This is a genomic window from Sedimenticola thiotaurini (genome assembly GCF_001007875.1).
Classification (GTDB): Bacteria; Pseudomonadota; Gammaproteobacteria; order Chromatiales; family Chromatiaceae; genus Sedimenticola; species Sedimenticola thiotaurini.
This window is the reverse complement of record NZ_CP011412.1, coordinates 2,884,326-2,906,052: the sequence shown is the minus strand read 5'-3', so window position 1 is coordinate 2,906,052 and position 21,727 is coordinate 2,884,326. Positions and strand designations below refer to the sequence as shown.

Below are 21,727 nucleotides of genomic sequence, written 5' to 3'. Positions count from 1 at the left end.
GGAGCAGCCACATGGCCCGTCGCTCAGCGCCCCGTGGGCTCAGACACCAGATCGCCATTGCGGCGGCTCAATTGATCGCTGAACAGAGCGACCTCAGTTTCGCTCAGGCACGCAACAAGGCGGCCAAACGACTGCGGTGCACTGATCAGCGGCAATTACCGGAAAACCATGAAATTGAACAGGCTCTGAAGAGCCACCTGGAACTTTTTCAGGCATCCTCGCAAGCCACGGAACTGCACCATCTGCGGGAGAGCGCAGTCGGTGCCATGCGCCTATTCAGCCAGTACCAACCACGCCTGATCGGCCCGGTTCTGACCGGTATCGCCAACCGGCACACCCCGATCACCCTTGTACTCTTTTCAGATACGGTCGAAACGGTGGCGATTTCCCTGATGGATTGGAAAATTCCCTGTCAACAACGGGATGTGCTGCTGGACTACAGCCATAAAAAAAGGATTGCCAGGACTGTTTTCAGCTTTCAGGCGGGTACCCACCAGGTGGACCTTCTGGTACTACCGAACACCGATCGACACAACCTGCCATTGGACCCTATAGAAGAACGCCCCCAGAAGGGGGCGTCATTGAACCAGTTGTTAGCACTGCTGGAGCAGGATTAACGTTTGGCTACCGGCACATAATCACGCATGGGCGCACCGGTGTAGAGCTGTCGTGGACGACCAATCCGGAACTCCGGATCGTTCATCATTTCCAGCCAGTGGGCAACCCAGCCAACCGTCCTGGCCACGGCAAACATCACCGTGAACATGCTGGTGGGAATCCCCAATGCCTGATAGATGATACCGGAGTAGAAATCGACATTCGGATACAGCTTGCGCTCAACGAAATACTCATCCTCCAACGCCACTTTTTCAAGCTCCAGCGCCAGCTCGAACAGAGGATTGTCATTATCCTTCATGTTCTCAAGCACTTCATGACACACTTCGCGGATCAGCGTAGCGCGCGGATCAAAGTTCTTGTAGACACGATGACCAAAGCCCATCAGACGGAATGGATCATCCTTATCCTTGGCCTTGGCGATGTATTTGTCGATCTGGGAAACGTCGCCGATCTCGTTCAGCATATCCAGCACGGCTTCATTGGCACCGCCGTGTGAAGGCCCCCAGAGGGACGCAATACCGGCAGCAATACAGGCGAACGGGTTGGCCTGGGAACTACCGGACAGACGCACGGTGGAAGTACTGGCGTTCTGCTCGTGATCAGCATGCAGGATGAACAGCGTATTGATCGCCTTCACCGCAACTGGGTCAGGGGTATACTCCTCACACGGATTACTGAACATCATGTGCAGGAAGTTTTCACAATAATCGAGATCGTTACGCGGATAGACAATGGGCTCGCCAACATTATGCTTGTAGCTGGCTGCCGCAATGGTCGGCATTTTTGCAATCAGGCGGTGGGCGGAAATTTCCCGATGCCGTGGATTATTGATATCCAGGGAATCGTGATAGAAAGCTGACAGAGAGCCGACTACGCCAACCATAATACCCATGGGATGGGCATCGTACTGGAAACCATCGAAGAAATTCTTCAGGGTCTCCTTGATCATGGTGTGATGACGGATAGTGCTCTCGAATTTCGTCAACTCGACAGCTGTCGGCAATTCACCATAAATCAGCAAATAAGCAACTTCGATAAAACTCGCCTCTTTGGCCAGCTGCTCAATGGGATAACCACGATAACGAAGGATACCCTTATCACCATCGATATAGGTGATGGCACTCCGGCAACTAGCCGTGGCGACAAACCCGGGATCGTAGGTAAACATCCCGGTGTGCTTGTAAAGGGTCGAGATATCTGCGACTTCCGGCCCTTCAGTGCCCTTATACACGGGTAGATCTACAGAGGTTCCATCCGCAGTGTTGGTTAAGGTTACTTTTTTATCTGACATAAGTTCACTTTCTCCTGCCATAAACTGGCTAATCCCCCTTTTATATAACAGTCAGACGATCAGAACAACCCCTGAAGCAAATAATAGGACGACCATCCTAACGATACTTCACCTTTTTCGCCTGATTATTAGTCCGTTTATACGCCAAAACTGCGCCATATTGCCCCGCAAAGCAGGAAACCTATCGATTTTACAGGCGCCGAAATGCTATCAAAACCATATTTGGACGCAATGACTGCATTATTTAATACAGTACATTGAAATAATGAATACTACTGAATAGCAAAAAAACGAGTGGAAACCGATCGAGCTCACTACGCGAACGCGTTAAGCATAGACCACCCTTGAGGGCATACGCGTTTTGTTATCAAGGTGCCCAGACTGACAAACCCTGGCTGCGCTCCGGACCACCTGCAGCCTTACTTTTTCAACCCATCCCGGACAAAATAAAAGGCACCGAGGTGCCTTTTATTTACTTCTGCATGCGTTACGCTTAACCGCGTGAGTAACGCTTACGGAACTTATCTACACGACCGGCGGTATCCATAATCTTCTGCTTTCCGGTGAAGAATGGATGGCAGGCTGAGCAGACTTCCACTTGCAGATCCTCACACAGCGTGGAACGGGTGGTAAATTCGTTCCCGCAGCTGCAAGCCACTTTAATCTCTTCGTACTTGGGGTGGATTTCCGCTTTCATGACAGCCTCTAAATGAACTCAAACTACCCGCAATCAGGACGGGGTGAACGGGGCATTATAATTATGGATAACCCTGGGCGCAACCCCCCTTAATCTCCGGGGGTTCTGTCTTTCGCCAGGGGAATCACCTTGGCACGCGCTGTTATACGACTGGAGCGGGGGAAACCTTCCTCGGTCAGTTCTTGCAGCCGTTCCAATAAACCATCCCGGCCCATCAGGCGATCCCACATCATTCGGGAGATCCGTACGCAAGCACCCATTGGGCTCTTACAGCGACGTCGCTCCTGGTCAATACGCCATTGCAGGCGCCGCAGCCGGTCCCGCTGCTCTTCCGATGCCTGCTCGATAACCTGGTTGATCAGGGTACGACGTAAGGCTTCAAAGGCCGGCATGTCGGTACTGGCCAGCTTCAGCCACTGATCGAAATCCACTTTCTGTTGATGAACTGCCGGTTGCATCCCCATCCCTCCTTCCCGGTAAGGGAACAGCCTTGCCACAGTTACAGGCTTGTAGTCTGTCAATGAAATCCTAGCACACAGATGCAACTACTGCCGTGAGTCGCACTTCCCGGTCAGTGGCGCCTTCACAATAACGCAGCCACCACATCATCCAGAAAAATCCATCCCGTTTCAGAGGTTTTCACCCTGCCATCGTGATGAACCAGCAACCCCTGCTCCAACAGACCTTCCAGTCGTGACCAGAGGTCAGCTTCCACCAGCCCGGTCCGCTCGGTAAAAAGCCCCACCTCAAAGCCTGCTTTTAAACGCAGGGCATTCATCAGGAACTCAATCAACCGGTCACTCGAGTCAAGCTCCCTGCGTCCCGATACGGCGGCAGCGCTGCCAGCACCCGCCATATAGGCTTCCGGACGCTTCACCCGCCAGCTCCGCTCTATGCAGCCGGTCAGGGCATTCGTCAGCTTGCCGTGGGCGCCCGCACCAATCCCGATGTAATCGCCGAAACGCCAATAGTTGAGATTGTGCTGACAGGCATACCCCTCCCGCATATAGGCAGAGACTTCATACTGTATATAACCGGCCGCCTCCAGCAACCGGCACCCGGCAGCCTGGATATCACCGGCCGTATCATCACTCGGCATGGCCCGGGGTAGCTTATGGTGGAACGCCGTATTCGGTTCGATGGTCAGCTGATAATAGGAGAGATGTTCGGGAGCCGCGGCCAATGCCAACTCCACATCGGCGCAGGCCATCGCCATGCTCTGCCCCGGCAGACCACACATCAGGTCCAGATTGATGGAGTCAAACCTGGCTCCACGGGCACTCTCAATCGCCTCGAACACCTCATCCCGACCATGAATCCGCCCCAATCGCGCCAACGAGTCCGAATGGAAACTCTGTACACCGATAGAGAGCCGGTTCACACCTGCCTGCCGATATCCCTGATAGCGCCCCTGCTCCAGGGTACCGGGATTCGCCTCCAGGGTTACCTCCATTCCTGGCGCACAGGTAATACGCTGCCGAACCCCCTCCAGCAGTTGATCTATCGAATCGGCGGAGAACAGACTGGGCGTACCGCCGCCGATAAACAGGCTCTGCAACTCGCGCCCCTGAATTGCAGCCAACGACAATTCAAAATCCAGATCGGCAAGCAGGGCAGTGATATAACCGGCCTCTGACATATCCAACCTCAACTCATGGGAATTGAAATCACAATAAGGGCACTTCTGCACACACCAGGGCAGGTGTATATAAAGCCCCAGGGGCGGCAATGACGACCAGCCACTCATCGGTTTTTTCTCTCCATCCGCACCATCAAAACAGGTTTTCGCCCCATCAACATTAACCACTTTGCAACACTACCCACAGGGAGTAGCATAATGGCCCATTTGTCAATAAATAACTCGCATGAGGGTAACAATGTTTGAACAGCTCAGCGCCGCCCCGGCCGATCCCATCCTTGGTTTGACGGAAGCCTTCAAGAAGGATACCCGTACCGGCAAAATCAACCTCGGCGTCGGAATATACAAAGATGAGGCGGGCACTACACCTATACTCTCATGCGTGAAAAAAGCTGAAGAGCAACTGCTGTCCCAGGAGACCACCAAAAGCTACCTGAGCATCGAAGGCACGCCAGAATATGGCCTGGGCGTGCAACGCCTGCTGTTCGGCAGCGACAGCGATATCATCAGCGCTGGCCGCGCCCGTTCGGCCCATGCCCCCGGCGGCACCGGCGCACTGCGTGTCTGTGCCGAATTCATTGCTCGCCACCTGCCCAGCAAGCGCATCTGGGTCAGCAACCCCACCTGGGCCAACCATGGCAATGTGTTCAAGGCGGCCGGCCTGGAAGTGGTCACCTACGACTACTACGATGCAGAAGCCAAGGACAAGGACTTCGCGGCCATGAAAAACTCCCTGCAGCAGGTCGCTGCGGGTGATACCGTACTGTTCCACGGCTGCTGCCATAACCCGACCGGCATCGATCCGACCGCCGAAGAGTGGGAAGAGCTGGCCAGGCTTTCCGCCGCCGGCGGCTGGCTACCCTTGTTCGACTTCGCTTACCAGGGATTCGGCAAAGGCATTGAAGAGGATGCTGCCGGTCTGCGTATCTTTGCAGAGCACAACCCGGAGCTGCTGATAGCCAGCTCCTTCTCGAAAAACTTCGGTCTCTATAACGAACGGGTGGGCGGCTTCACACTGGTCGCCAGGGATGCAACCCAGGCGGATAACGCATTCAGTCAGGTGAAATCGATCATCCGCGCCAACTACTCCAACCCACCGTTCCATGGTGGCGGCATCGTCACCACCGTTCTCAACAACGCCTCCCTTTACGCCGAGTGGGAGAAAGAGGTGGCCGAGATGCGGGACCGCATCCAGGGAATGCGCGATCTGTTCGTGGACACCCTGAAAGAGAAGGGAGTCAGCCAGGACTTCAGCTTCATCAGCCGCCAGTGCGGTATGTTCTCTTTCTCCGGGCTCAATCCGGATCAGGTGAAGCGGCTGAAAGACGAGTTCGCCATCTACATCGTCGGTTCCGGCCGGATCAGTGTTGCCGGCATGACGCGCAATAATATGGACGCCCTCTGCAGCGCCATTGCTCAGGTGCTGTAAAAAGGGCCTTTCCCCGGGATGACCCACTCACCTGCGTTTGCCGGGTGTGGTCCCGGGGGGAGGAGGGGAAACACAGCTCCATCTGGTGAGCCGGCCCGATCAGCAACAACCGATTATGAACCAGAATAAAAAAGCCCGGGTTAAACCCGGGCTTTTTTGCGCAGTGAACAGCTATTAACTGTTGGCAAACTCCACACCCTTGGCAATATTGCCTTCCAGGGTAGGCAGCATCTCATCAAACAGCTTCTGCTCATAGGCACTCAGGGTACCGGCCGGCAGAATCTCCTCAACGCCGTTCTTGCCCAGGCGAACCGGCAGGGAGAGGAAGCGGGTCGGCTGATTCTCAACCTCAACGTAGGTGCAGATGACTGACTCCTTACCATTCAATGCATCCAGCAGAACCAGCGCGAACCGCGCGCCCGCATCCGCCATAGAGAGGGTTGCCGATCCGCCACCCGCCTTGGCTTCCACCACCTCGGTACCTGCATTCTGAATCCGTGGAGTCAGACTCTCGATCTCTTCCTGGGTGAATTCAATACCGATCTGGGACAACAGCGGCAGAATAGTGTTGCCACTGTGGCCACCGATCACCGGAATATCCAGGCTGGTGGGATCCAGCCCTTTTAATTCGGCTACGAAAGTGTTGGAACGGATAACATCCAGGGTGGTGATACCAAACAGCTTGCGCTTGTCATAAACGCCGGCTTTCTTCAGTACCTCGGCGGCAATTGGCACAGTGGAGTTGACCGGATTGGTAATAATGCCGTAGCAGGCATTGGGACAGACTTTGGCACCGGTTTCGACCAGCGATTTCACGATACCTGCGTTGACGTTGAACAGGTCATCACGGGACATACCCGGTTTACGTGGCACACCTGCCGGAATAATCACGATATCGCTATCCGCCATCGCTGCTTCCAATTGATCAGCCCCATGACCGGTTACTTTCACCGGGGTCGGGATATGGCTCAGATCTGCCGCGACGCCAGGCACCATCGGATTAACATCGTACAACGCCAGCTCTGAACCGGCGGGCATGGCATTTTTAAGTAGGAGAGCCAATGGCTGGCCGATGCCGCCGGCAGCGCCAAGAACAGATACCTTCATGAGATTAATCCTCTGCAGTAGTGTTAAGAGTTAACTTAGAATAGCTGAAAAATCGGACAAAATAGTACGGCATTTCCAGATAAGAATCCATGTTCGATAGAAAAAACCGCACGAATAATAGGATGATTATACTATTTTTAAATTATTTTCCGTTGAGAATGCCAAAAAAATAACTAATAACTGCCATAATTCAGGTTACTATTTAATTGTATTGGTATAACCTATTCGATAAATCTATATTCATTATTGGTTTTTTTAATCCATATTTTTATTTAGTCCGAAATTTACAATCCTGTATATATAAAAGGTATCGAACATGACAGACGAGTTACGCGAAGCGTCACTTGATTATCACCGTTTTCCCAAACCCGGAAAGATGGAGATCGTTGCGACCAAGAAAATGGTCAATCAGCGCGATCTCGCGCTCGCTTATTCACCCGGTGTGGCGGCGGCTTGTGAAGAGATCGTCCGCGACCCGAACGAGGTGGCTAACCTCACTTCCCGCGGTAACCTGGTAGGCGTTATCACCAACGGAACCGCCGTGCTCGGTCTTGGTGCCATCGGCCCGCTGGCGGCCAAACCGGTAATGGAAGGTAAAGCGGTTCTGTTCAAAAAGTTTGCCGGGGTGGATGTTTTCGATATCGAACTCAATCTGAGTGACCCGGAGCAGATCATCGAGACCGTTGCCGCCATGGAGCCGACCTTCGGCGGCATCAACCTGGAGGACATCAAGTCGCCGGAGTGTTTCGAGATCGAGCGCAGACTGCGCGAACGCATGAAAATTCCGGTGTTCCATGATGATCAGCACGGTACAGCTATCGTAGTGGCGGCAGCCGTGCGCAACGGCCTGCGGGTGGCCGGTAAGAATATCGAAGAGGTGCGACTGGTCTGCACCGGCGCCGGCGCCGCAGCGCTGGCCTGCCTCAACCTGCTGGTGAGCATGGGGCTGAAAAAAGAGAATATCCGGGTCGTTGACCGGGACGGCGTAGTCTACAAAGGGCGCAAGGCCGACATGGACCCCTATAAAGAGGCCTATGCGGTTGAAACCGACGAACGCACCCTGGATGACGTAATCAAGGGCGCCGACATTTTCATGGGTCTGTCGGGACCGGGCGTCTTGAAACAGCACCAGGTCAAAGAGATGGCCAGTCCGCCATTCATTTTGGCCCTGGCTAACCCAACCCCTGAGATCACTCCTGAAGAGGTGCTCGAAGTGGCGCCGGACGCGATCATCGCCACCGGCCGTTCAGACTATCCGAACCAGGTGAACAATGTGCTCTGTTTCCCGTTCCTGTTCCGGGGCGCACTGGATGTGGGTGCCACCACGATTAATGAGGAGATGAAAATCGCCTGTGTGGAAGCGCTCTCCGATCTGGCCATGAAAGAGGCTTCCGATCAGGTGCAGGCTGCCTACGGTGGCCAGGCGCTCCACTTTGGTCGCGAGTACCTGATTCCCAAACCGTTCGACCCAAGACTGATGACCGAGCTGCCGATGAAGGTGGCCAAGGCCGCCATGGACTCAGGCGTGGCTACCCGACCGATCCAGGATTTCCACGAATATCGCCGCACTCTGCGTATGTTCGTGTTCCGCTCGGGCCTGGTTATGAAACCGGTGTTCGAACGGGCCATTGCCAATCCGCAACGGGTGGTATTCGCTGAAGGTGAGGCGACCCGGGTGCTGCAGGCGGTACAGGTGCTGGTGGATGACGGCATCTGCAAACCGATTCTCATCGGACGCCCGGAAGTGATCGCCGAGAAGGCCAGGAACCTCGGCTTGCGCTTCAAGCTGGGAGAAGAGGTCAAGGTCGTCAACATGAACGACAACCCGAACTTCGAACGGGACTGGCAGCATTATCATGAGATCGAAGGGCGCAACGGTGTCTCCCCGGCCTTCGCCCGCGGTGTCGTGCGCACCCGCTCCACCGTACTGGCCGCGTTGCTGACGCGTCAGGGGGATGCGGATGCGATGATCTGCGGTGTGGAAGGGGCCTACATCCAGCACCTGAAATATCTGCGCAGCATTATCGGCATGCGGGCCGACACCACTGACTGCTCCGCCATTACTATGCTGATTCTGTCCAAGGGTACCTTCTTCCTGACCGACACCCACGTGACCCCGGATCCCACGCCGAAACAGATTGCCAAGAAGACCGCCATGGCAGCCGACGTGGTGCGGCGCTTCGGCATGGCACCCAAGGCGGCGCTGCTGTCGCACTCCAACTTCGGCAGCCGGGACAACGTCTTCTCCCGCAAGATGAAGGAGGCTCGCCGTATTCTGCACGAACAGTATCCCGGCGTGGTGGTGGAGGGTGAGATGCATGCCGACTCGGCCCTCTCCGACGAGATCCGTGACAAGATTTTCCCGCACTCGCGTTTCAAGGGTGCCGCCAACCTGCTGGTGATGCCCAGCCTGGACTCGGCCAACATCGCCTACAACATGGTCAAGATGCTGGGTGATGCGGTGCCGGTGGGGCCCATGCTGACCGGCTTGAAATATCCGGCCCATGCGGTATCCGATTCAATCACGGTACGCGGCATTGTCAACATGAGTGCTGTGGCGGTGGTTGATGCACTGGATTGGAAGGCCGCACAAGAGGCCGGTTAATCCGCTTTAACAGATCGCACCTCATCAGCAGGGGGCACAACGGTTGAGGCCGTTGCGCCCCCTGCTTGTATCCGGCTCCAATGGTCCGTACCGGGCCAGATAAAAATGCTTGCAGATGTAACTGCTAAATCAGTAGCCGGATAAACCTTTGCCCGGCCGAACTACCCACAACGTGGCAACGGTTGAATCACGATTCAGTTTGCACTCACTGAATCAATCGCCTATATATAGATCTCCTATGCTGTTCCAATAATAACATCACCCAGACAGAGGAGCTCCAGATGAAACGTCGTGATTTTCTGAAAAAAGCCGCGGTTGGCGCGGCTGCCGCGAGCGCTGCTCCGGCGGTACTCGCCCAAAGCAAAAAGCGGATCCGCTGGCGTATGGCCACCAGCTGGCCGAAGGCGTTTGACATTATCTTCGGCGGTGCCGAATCGGTCGCAGCAAGAGTCAAAGCCATGACCGGTGGCCAGTTTGAAATCATCCCCTACGCCGGCGGTGAACTGGTCGGTGGTCTGGAGGTATTTGATGCGGTGTCCCAGGGTACGGTGCAGATGGGCCATACCGCCTCCTACTATTACATTGGCAAGGATCCCGCCCTGGCATTCGACGCAGCCGTGCCCTTTGGTCTCACCTTCCGCCAGCAGAACGCCTGGTTCTACCAGGGTGGTGGTCGTGAAGCGATGCGCGAGATTTTCGCCGAACACAATATTGTCAACTTCCCGGCCGGTAACACCGGTGTCCAGATGGGCGGCTGGTTCCGTAAAGAGGTCAATTCCCTCGACGACCTGAAGGGTCTGAAAATGCGTATCCCGGGACTGGGCGGCAAAGTGATGAGTCGCCTCGGCGTCACCGTGCAGGTGATGGCCGGCGCGGAGATCTATCCGGCCCTGGAACGGGGTGTGATCGACGCCACCGAGTGGGTCGGTCCCTACGATGACGAAAAGGCCGGCTTCTACAAAGTTGCCCCCTATTACTACTATCCCGGCTGGTGGGAGCCGGCACCGACCCTGAGCCTCTATATCAATCAGAAGGCGTGGGACAGCCTGCCCAAGGAGTATCAGGAGATCGTCGCCTCCGCCGCAGCGGAATCCAATCTGAATATGATGTCGGAATACGACACCCATAACTCGGCAGCGTTGAAGCGGCTGGTGGAGAAGGGCACCAAGATCCGCGAATACAGCACCGAGATTCTGGAGGCGGCACGGAAGGAGTCTCTCGCACTCTATGATGAACTGTCGGCGGAAAACGCCCGGTTCAAGAAGATTTATGCCGATTGGCGCGCCTTCAAGACGGACTCGGACACCTGGTTCAGTTCCAATGAAACCTCCTACGCCCGCTTCAACTACAAATAAGCGGCCCTGGCGTAGAAACTGAAAGAGGCCCCGGTACCGCATGGAACCGGGGCTTTTTTAAACGAGAGCCCCGTCCCCTTCACTGGATTACTTTTCGGGAAAAAGTAACCACAACCCTCGCGCCACCAAGCCACCCCGGCGGAGTTCCCTGCGGTTCTCGCCGGCACCGGGGCGCGCGGAAGTCGGATCACTCTGCGGAATCCAAACCCTGAATAACGTCTTTTATGATGAACAACCCGATTGGTGAGCTGCATGACAGTGCACTTCCCCGTTCAGCCTGTCGAGCATCACAGGAGTGAACGGAAACAGGCGCGAAATTGTCTGAGCCGCTCAGACCGAGAAGCGCAGAGTACCGGAAGGGCAGGCTGACCGGGGAGAGGCTTTGGGGCAGTGTTGGCTACAAAAGTACTTCGCCCAAAACCGTCAGGCCGGGCGAAGTTCCTTTAACAGCTCAATCCTCTCTTCACCGTCACCTGCGGAGAAACTTTTTTATGACAACACAGGCGACTGTGACCCGACCGATAGGGCGGCAGCGGTCAGCTAATAGGATTGACCGACCCCTTGACTCAACAAACCGGTCACCAGTTGAGGATAGTAGAACAGCGCCAGCAGACCGATCAGCTGAATCACGATAAACGGGATGGCCCCCCGATAGATATCCGCCGTAGTCACCGACCTCGGCGCCACGCCACGCAGATAGAACAGAGAGAATCCGAACGGCGGCGTCAGGAAGGACGTCTGTAGATTCATGCCGATCATCACACCGAACCAGACCAGAGCCATGCGTCCCGGTTCGTCAAACTCGGCAAACATCGGTGCCAGGATCCGCACCACCACCGGCGCCAGCAGGGGCACGATAATAAAGGCGATCTCAAAGAAGTCGATAAAGAAGCCCAGCACGAACACGGCCAGATTCACCAGGATAAGGAAACCCACCACACCGCCGGGCAGAGAGGTGAGCAGGTCCTCCACCCAGAGATCGCCATACAGACCCCGGAACACCAGGGAGAATGCCTGGGAACCGACCAGGATAAACATCACCATACTGGTCAGCTTGGCTGTTTCGGTCATACTGTCCAGCATCGACTTGAGGGTCAGGCGCCGTTTCATGAGGGCCAGAATCATGGCACCCACTGCGCCGAATGCGCCCGCCTCGGTGGGCGTTGCCCAGCCGCCAAAGATACTGCCCAGCACCACCACAATGAGCGCCAGCGGCGGAATCATCACCAGGCTGATTTCACGGCTCAGCTTTTTGCCTTCCATTGCGCGCGCCTCTTTCGGCATGGCCGGCGCCATGGCCGGGCGGAACATCGCCACCAGACCGATATAGGCCATATACATGGCCGACAACAGCAGACCCGGAATCAGTGAGCCGACAAACAGATCACCCACCGGCGCACCGAGCTGATCCGCCAGGACAATCAGCACAATACTGGGCGGAATCACCTGGCCGAGGGTACCGGAGGCGGAGATGATGCCGCAGGCGAGGGATTTGGAGTAGCGATACTCCAGCATGATCGGCAGGGCGATCAGTCCCATGGCCACCACTGTGGCACCCACCACGCCAGTGGCAGCCGCCAGCAGCGTGCCCACGATTACCACCGAGAAACCGAGTCCGCCCCGCACCCGACCGAAGGCGATACCCATGGTCTTGAGCAGATCCTCGGCCAAGCCGGTTCGCTCCAAAAGCATGCCCATCAGAATAAAGAACGGCACCGCCAGCAGGGTATAGTTCTGCATTACGCCGAAAATGCGTTGCGACATGGCCTGCAGCAGCACGAAATCGAACAGCTCCATGTTGATACCAATGACGGCAAAACCCAGGGCGGTGCCACCCAGGGCAAAAGCCACCGGATAGCCCATAAAGATCAATAACAGCGCTCCCCCGAACATGATGGGGCCCAGCAGATCCGGATTCATATCCCATCCTCCTCTTTTACCTGGCGGGGGTAGGGGATCAGGCCCCTGAGGAAAGCGATCTGTTTAATCAGCTCACTCAGCCCCTGAAAAATCAGCAATACGAAAGCGGTGGGTATGGCGCTCTTGATCAGGTAGCGCGGCAATCCGCCCGGATCGGGAGAACCTTCCAGGATGGCCCAGGAGTCCGCCGCATAGCTGTAGCTGACCCAGACAATCAGAACCGACAGGGGCAGCAGGAACAGGCAGGTACCAATGATATCGATCCACGCCTTGGTTCGTTCCGAAACCCGCGAATAGAGAATATCGACCCGCACGTGGGCCTGATGCTTCAGGGCGTAACCGGCGCCCCACAGAAACACCAGACTGAACATAAACCACTGCGCTTCAATATAGGCATTGGAACTGAAATCCATACCGATGGTCTGGCTCAACTTGCGCGTGACAGCGTTATAGACGCCCAGCAGAACCATGATCAGAACCAACCAGGATATCAGCCGCCCAACCCGTTCATTCACGGCATCGATCATGCCGGAAAAACGTAAAAGCATTTGCATAGAGTGAAGTCCCCTCGGGGTAATTATTATACTGCACTGCGCTTAAGCCCCTGAACAATACAAGATTCAACGACCGGACACCACCTTCGGGCCAACCTCACAGAAGCCGTGCCACGGCAGCGCTTTACGGCAATCCGGTTGTGGTCCAGAATTCCGCTGACCAATTCCACTGCACATGGGCCGAACCCACTGATGGTTGAAAAAATATTCTGGCAGGATCCCTATCTGTCACGGCTGGAAGCAACAGTGGCTTCCGTCCGGGACAACCATATCACCCTGGATCGCACCATCTTCTACGCCTTCTCCGGCGGCCAGGAGAGTGACCGGGGCACGATAGGCGGCCGGCCGGTTGTGAGCGCCGGCAAACAGGGGCATGAGATTATCTACACCCTGGATGCCGGGCATGGGCTTAAACCGGGTGACCTGGTAGGGATCGAAATCGACTGGCCACGTCGCTATCGACTGATGCGTCTGCATTTTGCCTGTGAACTGGTGCTGGAACTGGTTTACCGGGCGCACCCCGGGATTGAAAAAATCGGCGCCCATATCGCCGAGGAGAAGGCGCGGATCGATTTTCTCAGCGGCGAAAGTCTGGCCAGCCTGTTGCCGGAGGTGGCCGCCCAGGTGAATGCCCTAGGGGAAGAGGATCGGGCAATCATCAGCGACTTCAGCGACCGCGCCACCGAAAAACGCTTCTGGGCGATCGACGGCTTCTCCCCTGTGCCCTGTGGCGGCACCCATCTGAAACGGACCGGCGAGATCGGCACGGTAATCCTGAAACGCAAAAATCCCGGTAAAGGTAAAGAGCGTATCGAGATCCGGCTGGAGTGACCAGATGAAGCCAGCCGACCCCGGAACCTACCAGCCGCCACCCGATACCGGTCTCGATATCATCTACCAGGATGAGGCGTTGCTGATCCTGAACAAGCCCAGCGGCCTGTTGTCGGTGCCCGGCCGGGGGGTAGACAAGCAGGACTGCCTGGCCCGGCGGGTGCAGGCCAGAATAGCGGACGCCATGATCGTACACCGCCTGGACATGGACACCTCCGGCATCATGATCATGGCCCGGGGTGCTGACATGCATCGCGCCCTGAACCGCCTGTTCCAGCAACGGGAGATCGGCAAGCGCTATATTGCCCTGGTGGCCGGCCGGCTCGACCCACCCACCGGGACCATCCGCCTGCCGTTGATAACCGACTGGCCGAACCGGCCCAGGCAGAAGGTGGATCACCGCTTGGGTAAACCCTCCGTGACCCACTATCGATTGCTGAGCTACCAGCCGGAGCAGGTGTGCAGCCGGGTGGAACTGATCCCGGAGACCGGCCGCTCGCACCAGCTGCGGGTGCACATGCTGGCTCTGGGACACGTGATCCTGGGCGACAACCTGTACGCCGAGGGGGAAAACCGTCAACGGGCGCCACGCCTGCTACTGCATGCCAGTGAACTCTCCCTGCGTCATCCGCTGACTGGCGAGCCGCTGCGCTTTACTTCCGAGCCCCCCTTTTGACCGGATAACGGCCCGATTTTCGACCCGGCCAAACTCTGCCATAATTACACCATAGAGCGTAATAACGTCGGGTCACGCCACCGGCGGCCACACAAGGAAGACAAGTTCATGGCTGAACAGACCCTATTGCTACTGGAGGATGATGTCCCGCTGCGGGAGTACTACAGTCTGTCGCTGGAGGCCCGGGGCTACGCAGTGATCCAGGCGGAGGACAGCCGGGACATCCTGAATCTGGTCACACAGCACCAACCGGCCCTGATCATTACCGATCTGGTAATGCCGGATCACGACGGACTGGAAGGGATCTTCAAACTGATCGATCAGTGCAAGATCCCGGTGATCGTGATCTCCGCCTACCCGGAATTCATCCAGTTCGCCAAGCCGGTGGTGGTTGCCACCTTTATCAAGCCACTTTCGGCTGATGTGCTGATTGAAGCGGTAAACAATATCCTGCACCCGAAAGACACAACCCTGGCAGAGAAGATATAGCAAATAGCGCAGCTAGATCTGTTGCAGGTTGGCGTAGGCGACCACCAGCCACTTGGCACCCGCCTGTTCAAAGTTCACCTGTACCCGGGCGCTGCCGCCCTGACCCTCGGCATTCAGCACCACCCCTTCACCAAATTTCGGATGCAGTACCCGCTGGCCCAGCTGGAAACCACAGGCTTCATCGGCGAATCCACTGGATACCGCCCCCCCATAGACCGGACGACTCACCTGCGGACGGGAGCGAATCTCCCGTACCAGTTCAGCAGGGATCTCGCGCAGGAACCGGGAGGGCAGGGGATAGGATTCACTGCCATGCAGGCGCCGACTCTCGGCGTAGGTAAGGTATAGCTGCTCCATAGCCCGGGTCATCCCCACGTAGCAGAGTCGCCGCTCCTCCTCCAGCCGCTCGGGATCTTCCGCCGACATGCTGTGCGGGAACAACTTCTCCTCCACCCCGGCCATGAACACCAGCGGAAACTCCAGCCCCTTGGCCGAGTGGAGGGTCATCAGCTGCACACAATCCTCGAACTGGTCGCCCTGGTTCTCCCCGGCCTCCAAAGCCGCATGGGATAAGAACGCGGTCAACGGATCCAGCTCATCTTCTTCCGGAACCGTCTCGTAGGTGAACTGGCGCGCCGCGTTAACCAACTCCTCCAGGTTCTCCACCCGGTCCTGCCCCTTGCCGTCACGACTTTTGCGGAAATGCTCTGCCAGCCCGGAGGACGAGATCACCTGGTCGGCGATTTCGTGCAGCGCCAGCCCCTGGGTACTGGCCTGTTGCTCGGCGATCAGCTCCAGGAATCCGTTTAACGCACCGGCCGCCCGCTTGGCCATGGCACCACCTTCAACCAGCTCCCGGGATGCCTGCCACAGGGAGCAGCCGAAATCCCGGGCGTGGGCGCGGACCGCATCCAGGGTGCGCGGGCCGATACCCCGCGGCGGCTGATTCACCGCCCGCTCAAAAGAGGGATCTTCTTCCGGATTCGCCACCAGGCGCAGGTAGGCGAGGGCATCCTTGATCTCTGCCCGCTCGAAGAATCGCAGACCGCCATAGACCCGGTAGGGCAGCTGGGCCTGGATCAGGGCCTCTTCAAACTGCCGCGACTGGGCGTTGGAGCGGTACAGGATGGCACACTCATCCCGGCGGTGACCCTCTTCGGTGAAATGGCGAATCCGCTCCACCACGAAGCGCGCCTCATCCACCTCATTGAAGGCGTTATAGAGCAGAATCGGCTCACCCTCGCTGCCGTCAGTCCAGAGCTCCTTGCCCAGCCGGGACGGGTTGTTGGCGATCACCGCATTGGCCGCCTTCAGGATGGTGGCGGTGGAGCGGTAGTTCTGTTCCAGTCGCAGCAACGGCGCATCGGGGAAGTGTTTGCGGAAATCCCGGATATGTTCCACCCGGGCGCCGCGCCAGCCGTAGATGGACTGGTCATCATCACCCACGGCAAACAGGCGGTTATGTTCCCCGGCCAGCAGTCGCAACCAGGCGTACTGAATAGTGTTGGTGTCCTGGAACTCATCCACCAGGATATGCTGAAAGCGCTCACGATAGTGGTGCAGAATATCCGGTCGGTCGCGCAGCAGTTCATGGGCACGCAGCAGCAGTTCGGCAAAATCCACCACGCCACCACGATCACAAGTGGACTGGTACTCGGCGTAGATACGGATCATGGTGCGCAGATAGGGATCGCCTCCATCATCCATGTGCTGGGGCCGTACTCCCTCATCCTTGCGGCCGTTGATAAACCACTGGGCCTGCCGCGGTGGCCAGCGTGCCTCGTCCAGATCCATGGCCTTGAGCAGCCGTTTGATCATGCGGTACTGATCGTCAGAGTCCAGAATCTGAAAACTCTGCGGCAGATTGGCATCCTTCCAGTGCGCCCGCAGCAGACGATGGGCCAGACCATGGAAGGTACCGACCCACATACCACCCACCGGCTGGCCGAGCAGATCTTCAATACGCCCCTTCATCTCCCGGGCTGCCTTGTTGGTAAAGGTGACAGCCAGGATGTTCCAGGGCGACGCACCCACCACCTGCAACAACCAGGCGATCCGGTGCACCAGCACCCGGGTTTTGCCACTGCCTGCCCCGGCCAGCACCAGCATACCGCCCGGCGGGGCGGAGACCGCCTCCCGCTGGGCATCGTTCAAACCTTCGAGAATATGTGAAACGTCCATCGGATTATCTTAACAGTGGTTGCCCTGGATCACGACCTGTTGTGTGGCGGTAAACCCCAGTGGAACAAAGGTGCTTTAGTTGACCACTGTCATACCCATATGGATCTTCCTGTTTTATAAAGAAGTCGAATGCAGCCAAAAGATCGCCAACCAGCCGCTGCATTCGGTTAACAACAAACCCGCGTGCAGGGAGTCACGCAACAGGGATCCGGGAAGGAAGCTCACGGGCATTGATCGCGTCATGCCCGTCTTTTTTTGTCAGGGCAAAGCAGCCAGCCGCCTGCTCCAAACGGGCCGGTCGTCTCACGCTTCGCTCATGGCCCCATAACGCTTGCGCAACCGGGGCTTCTCGATCTTGCCGGTGGCATTACGCGGCACCTTGTCGAAGTGGAACCGTCGGGGTCGTTTATAGCGGGGCAGTCGCTCTGCATAGGCGAGCAGCTCCTGTTCCGTCAGGGAGCGTCCCTCCTTCATCTGGATAATGGCAGTGACCAGCTCTCCCAGTCGCTGGTCCGGCGTGCCGATCACCGCAATATCCTGAATATCCGGGTGCTCCAGAAAATAGTGCTCCACTTCTACCGGCGAGACATTCTCACCGCCGGTGATAATGAGATCCTTTTTGCGATCCACCAGCCAGATAAAGCCCTCTTCATCCTGGCGGGCAATATCACCGGTAAACAGCCAGCCATCCTGGAGTGACTCAGCCGTTGCCTCGGGATTGCGGTAGTAACACTCCATCACCCCGGGCCCTTTCACCAACAGCTCACCCGCCTCGCCCGGGGGTAACCGGTTACCCTCCGGGTCCACAATACAGGCCTCCCAGTCAAAACCGGGCTTGCCGATAGCGCCTACCTTGTGACCGTTCGACACTCCCAGGTGGACACAGCCGGGGCCACTGCTTTCGGTCAAGCCGTAGTTGGTATCGTACTCGTGGTGCGGAAACAGCTTGCGCCACGCCTTGATCAGATTGGGTGGCACCGGCTGGGCGCCGATATGCATAAGTCGCCACTGATCGAGCCGGTAGCGACCGAAATCCAGCTCGCCGTTCTCCCAGGCGATCAAAATATCGTGGGCCCAGGGCACCAGCAGCCAGACAATAGTCGCCTGCTCTTCCGAGACCGCCTCCAGAATCCACTCCGGCCGCGCCCCCTTCAGCAGCACCGCCTTGGCCCCCACGACAAAATTGCCGAACCAGTGCATCTTGGCGCCGGTGTGGTAGAGCGGCGGGATGCAGAGGAAGTTATCTTCGTGGGTCTGCCGGTGGTGTTGATTCTCCACATAGCAGGCGTGTTCCAGATTGCGATGGGTCAGGCTGACCGCCTTGGGCGTACCGGTGGTGCCGGAGGTGAAGTAGAGCGCCGCACTGTCGGTGATCTCCATCGACACGTCAGGCTGCCGGGCATCCGCTCCATCAACAAAACCGGCGTAGGGTGTGGCGAAGGCGGGACAATCACTCTCCGGGCCGACGTAGACGTAGTGCCGGATAGTCTCATCCAGTGCCGTTTTAACCGCCTCGATCCGCTCGATGAATTCCGGCCCGAACAGCAGTACACGGGCTTCGGCAATCTCGTTGCAGGTCTGGATAATCCCGGCTTCAAAGCGGAAGTTGAGCGGAGCGGCTATGGCACCCGCCCGCAGTATGCCGAAATAGCAGGGCAGCCACTCCAGGGAGTTCATCATCAGGTGCAACACCCGATCGCCCCGTTTCACCCCCTGCGCCAGTAGCGCGTTGGCCAGGCGATTGGCCTCCTGGTCGAACGATCGCCAACTGATCTCCCGCCGCAAGCCGGTGGCAGGGTCACGCTCCACCAGGGCAATTTCTTCGGCATACATGCGCCCGTTACGGGCCAAAATTTCGGTAATCAACATTTCTGGGACTGGCCTGCCACTTGGTTAACAGTGACCCCTGAGACAGCCCCATTTCTTTTTTGCGCAGGGGTTAACCAACACGGGCGGGCTGAAAACAACACAGGTCTTTTGGGGCTAATCTAACACAGAAGCCTGTGCCGATTCTCCTCATTGCGCCGGCTGGATCGTAGCGATGGCTCCCAAAGTGGCCTCAATATCGCTATAGCGCGGCAGATTGGCCCGGGGCAGATCGTCCATGGCATCGAAGCAGCGCAGGCGCATCACGTTGGGTTGCTGTTGCGACGAGAGCCAGAGATCGTAGTAACGCGCCACCGAAGGTGGACCACCGCCCTCGCGGCTGAAGGCCAACAGATTGAGCGCGGCAACCTGCACACGGGGCCAACCGACAATCTCGGTCTGGCCCTGCTGTACCCGCTCAACAGTAAAGGTATCCGGTGCAATCTGCTGGGGTTCCTGTACCAGATAACGGACCTCGAAATTGCAGTGGGGCCAATACTGGTCCAGATCTTTGAAGCGGGTCACTTCACCCCGCTGGATAAACACCCGGGTATGTCCCGGCCGGATCTCCAAAGGCTGGTGCAGAATAATCTGGCTACCGACCGGCACCTGGTAGAAGGGGGAGGCGGGGTCCCGCACTGCAGCCGGGGTACAGGCGGCCAGCAGGAGCGATGTGGCCAGGATCAGAATCCATTGCATCGGGTTGTTCATAATGGGCCTCACTGTGTTGACCAGATCGGCAGGCGATCCGGTCGAATAGGTTCTCTGCTGATTATAAGACCAGATGCCCCGGCGTGTCCCGGCTCTTCTCCGGTTTGCCGGGATCTTCACTGGCCGGGAGGATTTCCCCCCTGGCGCAGGGTGATCCACAATCCGTAGGCTCGCTCGATCCGCGAAGCGAGCGCCTGCAGGCTGAAACTCCCCGCCAGTTCCAGGTGCATCTGACCTTCGATAAACAGTTTCACCACCGGTAAGCTGAACACCCCCTGCTGCGCACAGATCTCCCGGCTCTGTTCACAATCCACATAGAGCAGCACAATCTCCGGAAAACGGGATGCCACCAGTTCAGAAAGCTTTGGTTTGAGTGCCTGACAGACACCGCAATGGGGGCCACCAAACAGCGCCAGCAGGGCGCCGCTGCGCTGCTGTTGTTGGAACTCCTCCAGCGTGGAGACTGTTTTCATCCGTTACCCATCCTGATTGTTCCAATACCTGATCAACAACCTGTGACTACTCCCGGTTCCGGGGATACAACTGCACAATACCACTCTTGCCGTTAAAATCACCCACGATCCAGATCTGCTCAAATGGATGCTTGCGCGGCACCTGGATGCGGTGCTGCATGGCCGCTATGACGTTGGAATTCCAGGCCGGGTGTGCATTCCGTATAACCAGCCAGACCCGCCGGGTTTTATACCGTTTGGTGGCCTTGTTAGCGAGGATGCGGTTCAGCGCATTGAGCAGACGGTGGTGGGGATCGGTATCCTGCTCCATTTTGCGCAACTCCTGGCGGGTTTTCCTGCTCAGGTTGCGACCCAGTATTTTCATCGCCTCCTGTTCCGTACCGTACAGATGGGCGATTTCCAGATCGAGCCGCTCCCCTTCAAACTGACAGGAGACGTCCGGTTTGATCGGCCGGTTATGCCAGATGTGCCGGATCGGTTTGCCCGTGTCATGTTCGTACCAGCGCATGAAGAGCTTGGCCGCCTGGTGCTCCAGTCGGATCTTCTCCTGTTGGCTGGTCTCGCTGGCCGGCATGGTCGGATATCTGATCGGCAATAGGGCTGAATGGATTAACTACCTGTTCAGAGCGTTGCGATAAAGGCCCGGATACCATCCAGGAGCATCTGGGTGGCGAGTATCACCAGGATCATACCCATCAGGCGAACCAGCGCCCGGGTCCCCCGGTTACCAATCACACTCAGCAGGTAGGGGGAGGCCACCAGCAGCAGGGTTGAACCGAGCCAGGCGATAAACAGCGCCACGCTCCACTCGAGGATCTGGCCGGGTTGATTGGAGCTCAACAACAGCAGGACCGCAATGGTGGACGGTCCGGCGATGAGCGGAACCGCCAGCGGCACGATGAAGGGGTCTTCATACTCGCTATCATCATCCCCGGTCTGGGCCGGAAAAATCATGCGCAGGGAGATAATAAACAGCAGGATACCGCCGGCGATACTCAGGGACGGCTGGGTCAGACCAAGAAACCCGAGAATGCTATTACCGGCGAGCAGGAAAGCGAGCAGGATCACCAGGGCGATCAGCAGCTCCCGGACCATCACCAGGCTGCGGCGGCGCCGCTCCAGTTTGGACAGCACGGCATTGAATACCGGCACATTCCCCAGAGGGTCCATGATCAAAAACAGCGTCACCGCCGCTGCTGCGATATCACTCCAGTTCAAGATATCCCCCTGTTTCCTTGTATCTCTGGTGATCAGCGAACGACCGACTTGATCGCCTGATTGTAGT

Annotated in this window: 20 protein-coding genes; 7 read left to right on the top strand and 13 right to left on the bottom strand. The window is 57.2% G+C overall.

What is annotated here, in order from left to right; genetic code table 11:
* Positions 1-11: 11 nt before the first annotated feature.
* Positions 12-617, top strand: coding sequence for a hypothetical protein (locus AAY24_RS13345; protein WP_046860109.1), 606 nt, complete (start codon positions 12-14; stop codon positions 615-617).
* Here AAY24_RS13345 and AAY24_RS13340 read toward each other — a convergent pair.
* From AAY24_RS13340 to hemW, 4 genes are all read right to left on the bottom strand, one after another.
* A complete protein-coding gene (locus AAY24_RS13340) occupies positions 614-1,909 on the bottom strand; it encodes a citrate synthase (RefSeq protein WP_046860108.1) in 1,296 nt (431 codons plus the stop codon). The two genes, AAY24_RS13345 and AAY24_RS13340, sit on opposite strands and share 4 nt — an antisense overlap.
* 493 nt (positions 1,910-2,402) lie before the next feature.
* Positions 2,403-2,606: a 50S ribosomal protein L31 gene (rpmE, locus tag AAY24_RS13335; RefSeq protein ID WP_046860107.1), complete on the bottom strand. Its 204-nt coding sequence runs from the start codon at positions 2,604-2,606 to the stop codon at positions 2,403-2,405.
* An 89-nt stretch (positions 2,607-2,695) separates the two neighbouring features.
* On the bottom strand, positions 2,696-3,064 hold the full coding sequence (locus tag AAY24_RS13330; protein WP_052761244.1) for a DUF3135 domain-containing protein: 369 nt from the start codon (positions 3,062-3,064) through the stop codon (positions 2,696-2,698).
* 125 nt (positions 3,065-3,189) lie between these two features.
* Entirely contained in the window at positions 3,190-4,413 is a 1,224-nt protein-coding gene (gene hemW / locus AAY24_RS13325; RefSeq protein WP_335337173.1) for a radical SAM family heme chaperone HemW, read from the bottom strand.
* A gap of 70 nt (positions 4,414-4,483) precedes the next feature.
* Here hemW and AAY24_RS13320 point away from each other — a divergent pair, with 70 nt between their 5' ends.
* Positions 4,484-5,674 carry an amino acid aminotransferase gene (locus AAY24_RS13320; RefSeq protein WP_046860105.1) on the top strand — a complete coding sequence of 397 codons (1,191 nt, stop codon included), beginning with the start codon at positions 4,484-4,486 and terminating at the stop codon, positions 5,672-5,674.
* A 174-nt stretch (positions 5,675-5,848) separates the two neighbouring features.
* Here AAY24_RS13320 and mdh read toward each other — a convergent pair whose 3' ends face one another.
* Complete coding sequence (gene mdh, locus AAY24_RS13315; RefSeq protein ID WP_046860104.1) at positions 5,849-6,781, bottom strand: malate dehydrogenase; 933 nt, start codon at positions 6,779-6,781, stop codon at positions 5,849-5,851.
* Positions 6,782-7,097: 316 nt separating this feature from the next.
* On the opposite strand from mdh, the gene AAY24_RS13310 reads away from it, so the two are divergent.
* Together AAY24_RS13310 and AAY24_RS13305 are read left to right on the top strand one after the other, a co-directional pair.
* Positions 7,098-9,386 (top strand): NADP-dependent malic enzyme, encoded by a 2,289-nt coding sequence (locus tag AAY24_RS13310; protein WP_046860103.1) that lies wholly within the window; start codon positions 7,098-7,100, stop codon positions 9,384-9,386.
* 281 nt (positions 9,387-9,667) lie between these two features.
* Entirely contained in the window at positions 9,668-10,741 is a 1,074-nt protein-coding gene (locus AAY24_RS13305) for a TRAP transporter substrate-binding protein (protein ID WP_046860102.1), read from the top strand.
* A gap of 540 nt (positions 10,742-11,281) precedes the next feature.
* Here the strand turns inward: AAY24_RS13305 and AAY24_RS13300 are convergent.
* Both AAY24_RS13300 and AAY24_RS13295 read right to left on the bottom strand, forming a co-directional pair.
* Positions 11,282-12,661 carry a TRAP transporter large permease gene (locus AAY24_RS13300; protein ID WP_046860101.1) on the bottom strand — a complete coding sequence of 460 codons (1,380 nt, stop codon included), beginning with the start codon at positions 12,659-12,661 and terminating at the stop codon, positions 11,282-11,284.
* On the bottom strand, positions 12,658-13,215 hold the full coding sequence (locus tag AAY24_RS13295) for a TRAP transporter small permease subunit (protein WP_046860100.1): 558 nt from the start codon (positions 13,213-13,215) through the stop codon (positions 12,658-12,660). The genes AAY24_RS13300 and AAY24_RS13295 overlap by 4 nt, the downstream gene beginning before the upstream one ends.
* Before the next feature lie 192 nt (positions 13,216-13,407).
* On the opposite strand from AAY24_RS13295, the gene AAY24_RS13290 reads away from it, so the two are divergent.
* From AAY24_RS13290 to AAY24_RS13280, 3 genes are all read left to right on the top strand, one after another.
* The gene (locus tag AAY24_RS13290) at positions 13,408-14,046 is read left to right on the top strand and encodes an alanyl-tRNA editing protein (RefSeq protein ID WP_046860099.1); all 639 of its coding nucleotides are present in this window, start codon (positions 13,408-13,410) and stop codon (positions 14,044-14,046) included.
* 4 nt (positions 14,047-14,050) lie between these two features.
* On the top strand, positions 14,051-14,722 hold the full coding sequence (locus tag AAY24_RS13285; protein ID WP_046860098.1) for an RluA family pseudouridine synthase: 672 nt from the start codon (positions 14,051-14,053) through the stop codon (positions 14,720-14,722).
* A gap of 108 nt (positions 14,723-14,830) precedes the next feature.
* Positions 14,831-15,211 (top strand): response regulator, encoded by a 381-nt coding sequence (locus AAY24_RS13280; protein WP_046860097.1) that lies wholly within the window; start codon positions 14,831-14,833, stop codon positions 15,209-15,211.
* A gap of 12 nt (positions 15,212-15,223) precedes the next feature.
* Here AAY24_RS13280 and uvrD read toward each other — a convergent pair whose 3' ends face one another.
* The 6 genes from uvrD to AAY24_RS13250 all read right to left on the bottom strand — a co-directional run bounded on the left by uvrD (position 15,224) and on the right by AAY24_RS13250 (position 21,660).
* Positions 15,224-17,392 (bottom strand): DNA helicase II, encoded by a 2,169-nt coding sequence (gene uvrD / locus AAY24_RS13275; RefSeq protein ID WP_046860096.1) that lies wholly within the window; start codon positions 17,390-17,392, stop codon positions 15,224-15,226.
* A gap of 303 nt (positions 17,393-17,695) precedes the next feature.
* Positions 17,696-19,225, bottom strand: a complete 1,530-nt coding sequence (locus AAY24_RS13270) for an AMP-binding protein (RefSeq protein ID WP_335337172.1) — start codon at positions 19,223-19,225, stop codon at positions 17,696-17,698.
* A 183-nt stretch (positions 19,226-19,408) separates the two neighbouring features.
* Entirely contained in the window at positions 19,409-19,969 is a 561-nt protein-coding gene (locus AAY24_RS13265; RefSeq protein ID WP_052761243.1) for a hypothetical protein, read from the bottom strand.
* Between the two features lie 116 nt (positions 19,970-20,085).
* A complete protein-coding gene (locus AAY24_RS13260; protein WP_046860094.1) occupies positions 20,086-20,442 on the bottom strand; it encodes a thioredoxin family protein in 357 nt (118 codons plus the stop codon).
* A gap of 46 nt (positions 20,443-20,488) precedes the next feature.
* Positions 20,489-21,016 (bottom strand): hypothetical protein, encoded by a 528-nt coding sequence (locus AAY24_RS13255; protein ID WP_046860093.1) that lies wholly within the window; start codon positions 21,014-21,016, stop codon positions 20,489-20,491.
* Positions 21,017-21,063: 47 nt separating this feature from the next.
* Positions 21,064-21,660 (bottom strand): YhgN family NAAT transporter, encoded by a 597-nt coding sequence (locus tag AAY24_RS13250; RefSeq protein WP_418064567.1) that lies wholly within the window; start codon positions 21,658-21,660, stop codon positions 21,064-21,066.
* Positions 21,661-21,727: the final 67 nt, after the last annotated feature.